This window comes from Shinella sp. GW835-FHT14H05, from assembly GCF_058793575.1.
Genome location: NZ_JBXAFY010000005.1, coordinates 57,838 through 69,579 on the forward strand (window position 1 = coordinate 57,838; position 11,742 = coordinate 69,579).

12 protein-coding genes are annotated in these 11,742 nt (G+C 64.2%); 5 read left to right on the top strand and 7 right to left on the bottom strand.

The annotated features are described in order from the left end of the window. Positions 1-136: 136 nt before the first annotated feature. Together AC1Q6Z_RS17040 and AC1Q6Z_RS17045 are read left to right on the top strand one after the other, a co-directional pair. Positions 137-1,015 carry a GntR family transcriptional regulator gene (locus tag AC1Q6Z_RS17040; RefSeq protein WP_492648651.1) on the top strand — a complete coding sequence of 293 codons (879 nt, stop codon included), beginning with the start codon at positions 137-139 and terminating at the stop codon, positions 1,013-1,015. A gap of 10 nt (positions 1,016-1,025) precedes the next feature. Beyond that, on the top strand, positions 1,026-2,117 hold the full coding sequence (locus AC1Q6Z_RS17045) for a mannitol dehydrogenase family protein (RefSeq protein WP_492648652.1): 1,092 nt from the start codon (positions 1,026-1,028) through the stop codon (positions 2,115-2,117). Here the strand turns inward: AC1Q6Z_RS17045 and AC1Q6Z_RS17050 are convergent. Both AC1Q6Z_RS17050 and gabD read right to left on the bottom strand, forming a co-directional pair. After that, a complete protein-coding gene (locus AC1Q6Z_RS17050; protein ID WP_492648653.1) occupies positions 2,111-2,908 on the bottom strand; it encodes an aldolase/citrate lyase family protein in 798 nt (265 codons plus the stop codon). The genes AC1Q6Z_RS17045 and AC1Q6Z_RS17050 overlap by 7 nt on opposite strands. A gap of 68 nt (positions 2,909-2,976) precedes the next feature. Continuing rightward, a complete protein-coding gene (gabD, locus tag AC1Q6Z_RS17055) occupies positions 2,977-4,428 on the bottom strand; it encodes an NADP-dependent succinate-semialdehyde dehydrogenase (protein WP_492648654.1) in 1,452 nt (483 codons plus the stop codon). 163 nt (positions 4,429-4,591) lie between these two features. Between gabD and AC1Q6Z_RS17060 the strand changes: the two genes are divergently transcribed. Beyond that, on the top strand, positions 4,592-5,185 hold the full coding sequence (locus AC1Q6Z_RS17060; RefSeq protein ID WP_492648655.1) for a nitroreductase family protein: 594 nt from the start codon (positions 4,592-4,594) through the stop codon (positions 5,183-5,185). Between the two features lie 49 nt (positions 5,186-5,234). On the opposite strand, the gene gyrB is transcribed toward AC1Q6Z_RS17060, so the two are convergent. The 5 genes from gyrB to AC1Q6Z_RS17085 form a co-directional block, all read right to left on the bottom strand. Further along, positions 5,235-7,667 (bottom strand): DNA topoisomerase (ATP-hydrolyzing) subunit B, encoded by a 2,433-nt coding sequence (gene gyrB / locus AC1Q6Z_RS17065; protein WP_492648656.1) that lies wholly within the window; start codon positions 7,665-7,667, stop codon positions 5,235-5,237. 133 nt (positions 7,668-7,800) lie between these two features. After that, on the bottom strand, positions 7,801-8,181 hold the full coding sequence (locus tag AC1Q6Z_RS17070; RefSeq protein WP_256120450.1) for a helix-turn-helix domain-containing protein: 381 nt from the start codon (positions 8,179-8,181) through the stop codon (positions 7,801-7,803). Further along, the gene (locus AC1Q6Z_RS17075) at positions 8,178-8,744 is read right to left on the bottom strand and encodes a Smr/MutS family protein (protein ID WP_492648657.1); all 567 of its coding nucleotides are present in this window, start codon (positions 8,742-8,744) and stop codon (positions 8,178-8,180) included. Before AC1Q6Z_RS17075 ends, AC1Q6Z_RS17070 begins: the two co-directional genes overlap by 4 nt. Beyond that, complete coding sequence (gene mltA, locus AC1Q6Z_RS17080) at positions 8,731-9,846, bottom strand: murein transglycosylase A (protein ID WP_492648658.1); 1,116 nt, start codon at positions 9,844-9,846, stop codon at positions 8,731-8,733. Before mltA ends, AC1Q6Z_RS17075 begins: the two co-directional genes overlap by 14 nt. Positions 9,847-9,859: 13 nt before the next feature. Further along, positions 9,860-10,564 carry a Tim44/TimA family putative adaptor protein gene (locus tag AC1Q6Z_RS17085; RefSeq protein WP_256120453.1) on the bottom strand — a complete coding sequence of 235 codons (705 nt, stop codon included), beginning with the start codon at positions 10,562-10,564 and terminating at the stop codon, positions 9,860-9,862. 144 nt (positions 10,565-10,708) lie between these two features. Here AC1Q6Z_RS17085 and AC1Q6Z_RS17090 point away from each other — a divergent pair, with 144 nt between their 5' ends. Further along, positions 10,709-11,167, top strand: coding sequence for an FxsA family protein (locus AC1Q6Z_RS17090; RefSeq protein WP_256120454.1), 459 nt, complete (start codon positions 10,709-10,711; stop codon positions 11,165-11,167). Between the two features lie 95 nt (positions 11,168-11,262). Next, on the top strand, positions 11,263-11,739 hold the full coding sequence (gene secB, locus AC1Q6Z_RS17095; RefSeq protein ID WP_256120455.1) for a protein-export chaperone SecB: 477 nt from the start codon (positions 11,263-11,265) through the stop codon (positions 11,737-11,739). The last annotated feature ends 3 nt before the right edge of the window (positions 11,740-11,742 follow it).

Here is an 11,742-nt window from a genome sequence, read left to right on the forward strand (position 1 = left end):
TTTTATCGGCAATAGACAGATCGTCGTCAATGGGTAATATGCGAAAAGGAGACGGGAGAATATCGGCGCGTGCTCGCCTGGTCATTTGCCCGATCAGCCATTAAGGGACGCGACATCCCAGGAACCGGCGGCACCCATGGCCAAACAGAACAACGTCTTCAAGGACGCCTTCAATCGCTGCGTCAAGCTGCTCGAGCAATCGGCAAGCCTGCCCTCGGAGCCCGAGCTCGGCGCCGCACTCGGCGTCAGCCGCACGACCGTGCGCGCGATCCTGACCCGGCTCGAAGATGTCGGGCTGCTCGCCTGGGAGAAGCGCCGCAAGATCGTGCTGCGCAAGCCGCTCGCCTCCGACTATTTTCCGACGGAAGAGACGGATTCGCTCTCCGAAATCATCGAGCGCAGCTTCATGCGCCGGATTCTCGCCGGCGGCGCGGAGCCGGGCATGCAGATCAACGAGCTGGAACTGGCGCGGGAGATCGGCATCGGCACCACCAGCGTGCGCGAATTCCTCATCCGCTTCAGCCGCTTCGGCCTTATCGAGAAGCGGCCGAACAGCCATTGGGTGCTGAAGGGGTTTACCCGCGAATTCGCGCTGGAACTGACGGAGGTGCGCGAAATGTTCGAGCTGCGCTCGGCCGCCGCCTTCGCGCGCCTGCCGGCGGAGCATCCCGCCTGGCTGGAACTCGATGCGATCGAGTCAGTGCATCACGCCATTCTCGGCGATATCGAAAATCGTTACCTGGATTTCTCCGAGCTCGACGAGCGCTTCCACCTCTTGGTGCACCGCGCTTCGAAGAACCGTTTCATCGTCGATTTCTACGACGTCATCGCCATCGTCTTTCACTATCACTACCAATGGAACAAGACGAATGCGCGCCAGCGCAATGCGCGGGCGATGGAGGAACACCTCACCTATATCGCGGCATTGCGCTCACGCGATCCCACGCAGATCGAGGATGCCTGCCGGCGCCACCTGAAATCGGCGCGCGAAACCCTGCTGCAATCCATCAACTGACGAGACAGCCATGCGAACCCCCATCCTGCAATTCGGAACCAGCCGCTTTTTGCAGGCCCATGCGGATCTTTTCGTCGGCGAAGCGCTGGAGAAGGGCGAAGCGCTTGGCCGCATCACCGTCGTCCAGACGACAGGTTCGCCGGAACGCGCCGGCCGTCTTGCGGCCCTTGCGGCACCGGGCGGCTTTCCGGTCATCGTGCGCGGGCGCAAGGACGGACGGGAGATCAACCGCGAACAGCGCGTCACCAGCGTCGCACGCACGCTTTCGGCGGCGAGCGACTGGGACGAGATCAACCGCGTCTTCTGCGACGAAGCCGAGGTCGTGCTCTCCAATACCGGCGATACCGGCTACAGGATCGGGCCGGTCGATCTCGCCGGCACGGTGCCGGCCTCCTTTCCGGGGAAATTGCTGGCGCTGCTGCATGCCCGCTTTCAGACGGGCGGACGCCCGCTGACCATGCTGCCCTGCGAACTCATCTCGCGAAACGGAGAGGTGTTGAAGCGGCTCGTGCTCGGGTTGCAAGCCGATCGTTACCCGGATTCCGCATTCTCGGCCTGGCTATCGGAAAAGGTGATCTGGGCGAATACGCTGGTCGACCGCATCGTTTCGGAGCCCATCGAGCCGGCCGGCGCGATTGCGGAACCCTATGCGCTGTGGGCGATCGAAAACCAGCCGGGCCTGACGGTGCCGTGTACACACGCAAACGTTCTGGTCGTTGACGACCTGACGCCCTATGAAAAGCTCAAGCTGCACATCCTCAATCTCGGCCATACGGTGCTGGCGGATATCTGGATGAACGAGAACCGGCCGGCGGAGGAGACGGTGAAGGCAATTCTTCGCGATGCCGGTGTTCGGGAGAGGCTTCTCACGATCTATCGGGAGGAAGTGATTCCGGGCTTTACTGCCAGGGGCCTGGGCAAACAGGCGGAAAACTACGTGTCGACCACGCTGGAGCGCTTCGACAATCCATTTCTCGAACACCGCATGCGCGAGATCGCCAACCACCATGCGGAAAAACTGGTTCGCCGCATCGTCGACTTCAAGGCCTGGACGCCGGACGTGCCGATGCCCAGGCTCACGGCCATCGCGGCGGCTCAGTAGCCGCTGCGTTCGCCCGCCTTCTCCTCGCCGAGGAAGCGGCGGCGCAAGCCGTCTGCCGCGGAGACGAGGCAGGTGACGTCGGTGCCGATCGCCATGAAATCCGCACCGAGATCGCGGTAGATTTCGGCCTGCGGCAGCGACACGGTCATGATGCCGCGCGCCTTGCCCGCCGCCTTGATGCGCTGGAAGGCATCGGTGATGGCCGCCAGCACCTCCGGTGCGCCGGGCTCGCCGAGCAGGCCCATGTCGGCTGCGAGATCCGACGGGCCGATGAACAGGCCGTCGACGCCCTCCACCGCGGCGATCTCGTCGATCGCGGCAAGGCCGGCCCGGCTTTCGATCTGCACGATCAGGCAGATTTCGTCATTGGCGGTCGCGAGATAGTCCGGCACACGGTTGAAATCGCTCGCGCGGCCGAGGCCGGCGCCGACGCCGCGAATGCCATGGGGCGGATAACGCACGGCGCGCACCAGCGCCTGCGCCTCGGCCGCCGATTCCACCATCGGAATGAGAAAGGTCTGCGCACCCTGATCGAGCAGCTGCTTCAACAGCCAGGCCTCGCCCATCGGCGGGCGCACCATGGCGTGGCTCGGCGAATGACGCAGCGCGCCGATCTGCGCGCTGATCAGCGGCATGTCGTTCGGGCCGTGTTCGCCGTCGATCAGCAGCCAGTCGTAGCCGCTGCCCGAGAGGATTTCCGCGGCATAGGCGCTGCCGAGCGCCACCCATAGCCCGAGCTGGAACCGGCCCTCGCGAAGGGCTGCCTTGAAGGCGTTTCTGGGTGCTGCCACGATCTTTTCCCTCTCAAAACGGAAACCGGCCGGCGTGATGCCGGCCGGGTCTTCACAATGGATGCTGCTCAGGCGATACCGCCGAGGCAGACATATTTGACTTCCATGAACTCCTCGATGCCGTATTTCGAGCCTTCGCGTCCGAGACCGGACAGCTTGACGCCGCCGAAGGGCGCTTCTGCCGTGGAGATCAGGCCGGTATTGACGCCGACCATGCCATATTCCAGCGCCTCGGCGACGCGGAAGACGCGCGACAGTTCCTTGGCGTAGAAATAGGAGGCGAGGCCGAATTCCGTGTCGTTCGCCTGGGCGATGACGTCGTCCTCGTCCTGGAAGCGGAAGAGCGGCGCGACCGGCCCAAAAGTCTCTTCGCGGGCGACGGCCATGTCGGTCGTCACGTCGGCGATGACTGTGGCTTCATAGAAGGTGCCGCCGAGCGCATGGCGCTTGCCGCCCTGCACGACCCGACCGCCCTTCTTCAGCGCGTCGGAGACGTGTTCCTCGACCTTTTCCAGCGCCGACTGGTCGATCAGCGGGCCGAGCACCACGCCTTCGTCAAAGCCGTTGCCGGTCTTGAGCTTGCCGACAGCGGTGGCGAGCTTTTCGGAGAAGGCGTCATAGACCGCGTCCTGCACATAGATGCGGTTGGCGCAGACGCAGGTCTGGCCATTGTTGCGGAACTTGGCGATCAGTGCGCCTTCGACGGCCGCATCGAGATCCGCATCGTCGAAAACGATGAACGGCGCGTTGCCGCCGAGTTCGAGGCCAAGCTTCTTGATGGTCGGCGCGCACTGCTTGTAGAGTTCGGCGCCGATTTCCGTCGAGCCGGTGAAGGTGAGCTTGCGCACGATCGGGTTAGCGGTCATCTCCGCGCCGATCTCGCGGGCCGAACCCGTGATGACGCTGAACAGGCCAGCGGGAAGGCCGGCGCGTTCGGCGAGGATGGCGATCGCGATGGCGGAGAACGGCGTCTGCGAGGCAGGCTTCAGCACCATGGCGCAGCCGGCAGCGAAGGCCGGACCTGCCTTGCGGGTGATCATGGCGTTCGGAAAGTTCCAGGGCGTGATCGCCGCGACGACGCCGATCGGCTGCTTCATCACGAGGAGGCGCTTGTCCTTCTGGTGGCCGGGAATGATATCGCCATAGACGCGGCGCGCCTCTTCGGCAAACCACTCGACGAAGCTTGCGCCATAGACGATTTCGCCGGTGGCTTCCGCCAGCGGCTTGCCCTGTTCCATCGTCAGGATGCGGCCGAGATCGTCCTTGTTCTCGATCATCAGGTCGAACCACTTGCGCAGCACGGCCGAGCGTTCCTTGGCCGTGCGGGCGGCCCAGCCCTTCTGGGCGGCGGCAGCGGCGTCGATCGCTTCCTTGGTTTCCTTCGCGCCCAGTTTCGGCACGTAGCCGACGAGTTCGCCGGTCGCGGGGTTCTTCACCGCTATGCCGCTCGAATCCGCTTCGATCCAGCGGGTGCCCACCAGGGCTGCCTGGCGAAGCAGGCTCGGGTCTTTGAAGCTCATCGGATATCTCCCATTTCGCGATGCCGTTCTGACGTGTTCGCCAAGCGTTATATTGCCTCCGCCCCCCGTTCGACAATGCGACAGAGAGGTGATTTTACCGCTTCGCGCCGGCGGGCGCCGGGTCTAGAGTTGCCCCGGAAAAAACCCACATTCGAGGACTGCAATGACTGAAAAGACCGGCCGCACCGCAGATCACGCCATCGACCCCATTTTCCTCGACCGCTGGTCGCCGCGCGCCTTCACCGGCGAGGCCATGCCGCAGGAGACGCTGCTATCGCTGTTCGAGGCGGCGCGCTGGGCGCCCTCGGCCGCCAACGGTCAGCCCTGGCGCTTCGTCTACGGCCATCGCGGCACCGACGCCTTCGAGACGATCTACCAGACGCTCGACGAGGGCAACCGCCGCTGGGCGGACAAGGCCGCGGTGCTCGCCGTGATCATCTCCCAGACCCACCGCAAGAATGCCGACGGCGAGATGCGCCCGGCCTATACCCATGCCTTCGATACGGGCGCGGCCTGGGCCTATCTCGCCCTCCAGGCCATCCATGCGGGCTACCACGCCCACGGCATGGGCGGCATCGACCGCACCAAGGCCATGGACGTTCTGGGTGTTCCGGAAGGTTTTCGCGTGGAGGCGGCGGTCGCCATCGGCAAGATCGCGCCGAAGGAGACGCTGCCGGAAGACCTGATGAAGCGCGAAGTGCCGAGCGGGCGCAAGGCGGTCGAAGAGTTCATATCCGAAGGCCGGTTTTCCGCCTGACCCCTGAAACGATAGAGCCGCCCTGAGGCGGCTCTTTTTTGATTTTGGATCAGATGTCGAGGTTGGCGACGCTGAGGGCGTTTTCCTGGATGAAGTCGCGGCGCGGCTCCACCTCGTCGCCCATCAGGCGGGCAAAGAGGCCGTCGGCATCCGTCGCATCCGGCACCCTGACCTGCAGGAGCGAGCGGACGTTCGGATCGAGCGTCGTTTCCCAGAGCTGCTCGGCATTCATCTCGCCGAGACCCTTGTAGCGCTGCATCGACAGGCCCTTGCGGCCGGCGGCGAAGATGGCGTCGAGCAGGGCGCGCGGACCGGTGATTTCCACCTGGCCATCCTTGCGGCGCAGCACCGGCTGCACCGTGTAGGTGTCCAGGAACCGCGCCGACAGCTGGTCGATGTGGCGGGCATCGGCCGAACCGATCAGCGCCATGTCGATATGGGCGAATTCCTTGACGCCGCGCACCATGCGCTCGAAGCGCAGGCCGCCGTCCGTCGCAACCGAACCGGTCCAGCCGCGTTCGGTCTCCTCGGCGATCAGATCGAGGCGGCGGGCCACCTCCTGCGCCTTGGCGGCGAAGGCGTCGCGGTCATGGCTGAGTTCGAGGTTCAAGGCACCGGTGATCGCCGCCTGTTCGACGATCGAGCGGCTGTAGCGCGAATGCAGGCCATCGATCAGCGTGCGCAGGCGCAGCGCATCCTGGATCAGCTCGCGGATATCCTGGCCGGCGCGCACCTCGCCGGAGCCGAGCTCCAGCGTCGCATCGTCGAGACCCGCATTGATCAGGTACTCTTCCAGCGCCTTTTCGTCCTTCAGGTACTGGCTCGATTTGCCGCGCGCCACCTTATAGAGCGGCGGCTGGGCGATGTAGAGATGGCCGCGCTCGATCAGCTCCGGCATCTGCCGGAAGAAGAAGGTGAGCAGCAGGGTGCGGATATGCGCGCCGTCCACGTCGGCGTCCGTCATGATGATGATCTTGTGGTAGCGCAGCTTGTCGGCGTTGAATTCATCCTTGCCGATCGACGTGCCGAGCGCGGTGATCAGCGTGCCGATTTCCTGGCTGGACAGCATCTTGTCGAAGCGCGCGCGCTCGACGTTCAGGATTTTTCCGCGCAGCGGAAGAATGGCCTGGTTTTCGCGCGACCGGCCCTGCTTGGCCGAACCGCCGGCCGAATCACCCTCGACGAGGAAGACCTCCGACTTTGCCGGGTCACGCTCGGAGCAATCTGCGAGCTTGCCGGGCAGCGAGGAGATGTCGAGCGCGCCCTTGCGCCGCGTCAGTTCGCGGGCCTTGCGCGCGGCTTCGCGGGCGGCGGCGGCTTCCACCACCTTGCCGACGAGGATTTTCGCATCCGACGGATGTTCCTCGAACCAGGTGGAGAGCGCCTCGTTGACGAGGTTTTCGACGACCGGGCGAACCTCGGAGGAGACGAGCTTGTCCTTGGTCTGCGAGGAGAACTTCGGATCCGGAACCTTGACCGACAGCACCGCCGTCAGCCCTTCGCGGCAATCCTCGCCCTGCAGCGTCACCTTTTCGCGCTTCATGATGCCGGACGTATCGGCATAGGAGACGACCTGGCGGGTCAGCGCGCCGCGGAAGCCCGCCATATGCGTGCCGCCGTCGCGCTGCGGGATGTTGTTGGTGAAGCAGAGCACGTTCTCGTGGTAGCTGTCGTTCCACCACATGGCCACTTCGACGGTGATGCCGTCTTTTTCGCCGCGGATGGCGATGGGCTTGGAGACCAGCGACTTCTTGGCGCGGTCGAGATAGTGCACGAAGGCTTCGAGGCCGCCCTCATACATCAGTTCGTCCTGCTTGATATCCGAGTGGCGGCGATCGGTGAGCAGGATGCGCACGCCGGAATTCAGGAAGGCCAGTTCGCGCAGGCGGTGCTCCAGCGTCGAATAGACGAATTCGATGTTGGTGAACGTGTCCGACGAGGGCAGGAAGGTCACTTCCGTGCCGGTCTCGTTGCCGCAATCACCGGTCACCACCAGCGGGCTGTCGGCCACGCCATGGGTAAAACTCATCTCGTGGATTTTTCCCGCGCGGCGAATCTTCAGCTTCAGCTTGACGGACAGCGCATTCACCACGGAAACGCCCACGCCGTGCAGGCCGCCCGAAACCTTGTAGGAATTCTGGTCGAACTTACCGCCGGCATGGAGCTGGGTCATGATGACCTCGGCCGCCGAAACGCCCTCTTCCTTGTGGATGTCGGTCGGGATGCCGCGGCCGTTGTCGGTTACCGTCACGGAACCGTCCGCATTCAGCGTGACGGTCACGATATCCGCATGGCCGGCCAGCGCCTCGTCGATCGCGTTGTCGACGACTTCGTAGACCATGTGATGCAGACCCGAACCGTCATCCGTGTCACCGATATACATGCCCGGGCGCTTGCGCACCGCATCAAGCCCCTTCAGGACCTTGATCGAATCTGCGCCATACTCGGCCGGGCCGTTTTCGGTCTCGGGTGTGTCAGTCATTCAGAAGTCTTTCCAGGTTGTCGCGGAAGACGGGAAGCGCGGCGAATCACGGCTTTCCGGGTCTTGCGAATATAGGGATTTTGCCCTGAAGTTCCAAATCAGAGAGGGGGTAAACACGGCAGAATTCAGGGGATCAACGGGGTTTTGCCCGGGAATTGCATGCTTTTTCGAGAATGCCGGCGAGGCGACGCACCGTCTCGGGCGGCAGGCTGCCGATTTCAGCCGAAAGCCGGTTGGCAAAGGCCGTATATTCCGGCGGCAGGCCGGCCGTATCGACCACGACGCGCGGGTCGGAAATCTGCGCAATGCGGAAAAGTTCTTCCGCCTCGTCCCAGATCACGTTGAAATAACCGGCGACGCGCTGGAGGAAATCGAAGCTCGGCGTTCCGCGCCGTCCATGCTCCAGCGCCGAAAGATAGGCCGGACTGACGCCGAGCGCCAGCGCCATCTCCTTCTGCGAGACGCCCTTGCGGTCACGCAGGTGCCGCACAGCCTTGCCGAAGGGTGTCGTCATCGCTTCTCCCCCGGCTGGCGGGCAAGCCGCACGTAGAGCGCGCCCTCGCCGCCATGGTTGCGGGCCGCCGGCTCGTAGGAGGAGATCAGCGGGCGGAACTCCGGCAGCGAAAACCACAGCGGCACCGCCCGCTTCAAGGCACCGTCGCTGCCGAGCGAGGTGCCCTTGCCGGTGATGACCAGCACATGGCGCAGGCCCCGCTCATGCGCCTTGATGAGGAAGCCGAGCAGGAAGCCGTGCGCCTCGCTCTGGATCATGCCGTGCAGGTCGATACGCGCTTCGAGCGCCAGGTGCCCCTTGGCGATCTTGCGCTTGACCGGGCGCTCCATCGGGTGGTGCCGGATCTCTTTGTCACGCGACGGGGTGAGCGCGATGCCCTCGGCCGCCTTGCCGGGCTTCTTCTTTAGTTCCGGCTCCGGCGGCTTCTGCGCCTCGGGCTTTTCGACGAAGGCCGCCTCGAACTCCGTCAAGGCATCGAGCTTGCCGGGCATTGCCCGCGTGCTGCGCGCCACCTTGCCCCAGAGGATGCGGTCTTCGCTGGAGAGCGCCTTATCCTTCGGCATGGAGGTATCTCTCCGCCGCCGCCGTGGGGATGAGGATGTGGAAGGTCGCGGCATTGCGGACATGGCCCGCCAGCGCCCCCGCCGCATCGCCCGAGCCGGTGAAAATATCGCCGCGCGCCGGGCCGACGATCGCGGTGCCGGTATCGAGCGCCAACATCAGCCGACGGAAGGGTTTGCCGCCGTCCATATGGGTGAGGCTGTCGCTCGACAGGAAGAAGGGCAGGCCGAACGTATGGATCAGCCGGTCGACCGCCAGCGAGCGGCCGGCGACGAGCGGCACCTTGGCGGCGGCGATCGGCCCGAGCGAAGGATCGTCAACCGCGGCTTCCTTGAAGAAGATGAAGGAGCGGTTGTGCCACAGCACGTCGTCCACCTGATCCTCATGCCGCGCCAGCCAGTCGCGGATCGAGGCCATGGAGACGGTGGCGGCGTCGATCTCGCCGCGATCGATCAGGAGCTTGCCGATCGGCGAGAAGGGATGGCCCGATTTGCCGGCATAGGTGATGCGCTTCATCGCGCCGTCCGGATAGACGAGCCTTGCCGCGCCCTGCACATGGGCGAAGAACACATCCACCTTCGAGCGCGCATAGGCGATTTCCAGCCCGCGGCCGGCGAGATAACCGCGCTCGATCTCGCCGCGATCCGGATGCTCGACAATCTCTCCGGCCTTTTGCAGCGCAAATGCAAAACCCGGCGCGAAACCGGCCGGGCGATTGGCGTCGTCTATATCGACCAGGTCGTCCGGCCGGGCATAGAAGGGATAGCGATATTCCGCATCCGGCGCGGCACGTACCGACACTTCCGGCTCATAGAAGGCGGTGACGAAACCGGCGGAGCCATCCGCCTTCTCGATCAGAAACGGCACGCAATGGGCTTCGAAGAAAGCGCGGACCGCCGCCGGGCCTTCCGGTTTTTCGTCTGCCGCAGCATCCAGCAACACCAAAAGCTCGCCGGCGGTGATGCCGAGCGAGCCTGTCTTGTAGGGCTTTACGGTGCGAATGTGGTCGCGACAGCGGCCCATCGCCGCCATCAGCGGCGTCGGGTCGTCCTCGTCCCAGCCGGGAAGCGCCGAAAACCGGGCCGGAACCAGGCGATACTCCATGGCTTGGCCCCGCTCAGCCTTCCGATTCGGTGGCGATCAGCTTCCAGTTCGGGTCGCGCGAGCGGATGTCGCGGGCGAAGGTCCAGAGGTCGTTGACCTCGGCCACCGTCTCCGCATCGCCTTCGACCAGCGCACCCGACTTGTCATAGGTGGCGGAAATCAACTGGCTGATGATGCGCAGCGTCACGTTGACTTCGCTGTCCTTGACCTCGGCGCTGACGATATCGGCCTTCTCGATGCCGACAAAGCTGGAGCGCACGACCTCGCCCTTGCTCTCGCGTTCCGAGATGGCGGCGTCGAAGCCCTCGTAGACTTCGCGCGACAACAGGTTCTTCAGCGCCTTGCGGTCGCCGTCGGCAAAGGCGACGACGATCATCTCATAGGCCATGCGGGCGCCATTGACGAATTCCTTCGGGTTGAAGGACGGATCGACCTTGACCACCGAGCGCAGCTGCTCGTTGAGGGGCGTGCCGGGGGCGGCAAAGCCATCGACGGAGGCGTAGGGATTTTCCTCTTCGTCCGAGCCGTCGCGCCGCGGCAGCGTGACCACCTTGCCGCGATCGGCCGAATCAGCCTCGCTGACGGTCTCGCGCTTGGAGTACGGATCGAACGGCGGGCGCTCGCTGCCGGTACGCCGGCCGAGCACGCTGCGCAGCTGCAGGAAGATGACAACCGCAGCCACCAGGAAGAAAATCGTTACAAAGTCGAATGAGCCCATTATCGATCCGCAGCCGTTTTGGTTTTTCTTGTTCCTTCCCCATATAGTCCGCAAAGACCGATCATTCAAATGGCGATGACGTGAAAGCGGCCGAAACCGTGCCGCCAGTATCGGCACGCGCGAATCTGTGCGAGATTACGGGGCATGCTGAGACTTCTTATTCCTTTCTTCATTCTTCTGCTGCCGCTCGCGGAGATCGCCTGTTTCATCCTCGTCGGGCGGCGGATCGGGCTTTTCTCCACCCTGTCGCTGGTCGTGCTTGCGGCCGTCGTCGGCATCGTGCTGATGCGCATCCAGGGTTTCGGCGTGCTGACCCGGCTGCGGCAATCGGCACAGACCGGCCGCGCGCCCGGCAAGGAGCTGCTCGACGGGGCGATGATCGTCGTCGCCGGCATCCTGCTTTTGATCCCCGGCTTCCTCACCGATATCATCGGCCTCGCACTGTTCCTACCGCCGGTGCGCACCTTTCTCTGGAACCGGCTGATGCGCAACGTGGTCGTGGTCGACATCGGCGGCGCGCGGCCAGACAATAGGCCGAAAACCGGCCCGCAGCGCACGATCGATCTCGACGAAACCGACTTCCAGCGCGACGACCGGCCCTGAGGGCAAAGGGCTGCCGGCCGGAAGGCCCAAGGGTTGTAAGGCCGGGGCTGAAATGCTAGATGGCCTGACTTTCCAGAGTCCCCGAGGATCTTTCCATGACCGACGCAGCAACCGAGAACAACGCCGCGAGCCCCTCGCTCAACATCCTGGCGCAGTATGTGAAGGACTTCTCCTTCGAAAACCCCGGTGCACCGCGGTCGCTCCAGGCCCGTGACAAGGCCCCGGCGATCAATATCAGCGTCAACGTCAATGCCAACCCAATGTCGGAAACGGACTTCGACGTCATCCTCTCGCTGAACGCAGAGGCCAAGGACGGCGACAAGATGCTGTTCAACGCCGAGCTTGCCTATGGCGGCGTCTTCCGCGTCACCGGCTTCCCGCAGGAACACATGCTGCCGGTGCTCTTCATCGAGTGCCCGCGCCTGCTCTTCCCCTTCGCCCGCCAGATCATCTCCGACGCGACCCGCAATGGCGGCTTCCCGCCGCTGATGATCGACCCGATCGATTTTGCACAGATGTTCACCCAGCGCATGGCCGAAGAACAGGTCAAGGCGAAGGTCCAGGCCAACTAAGGC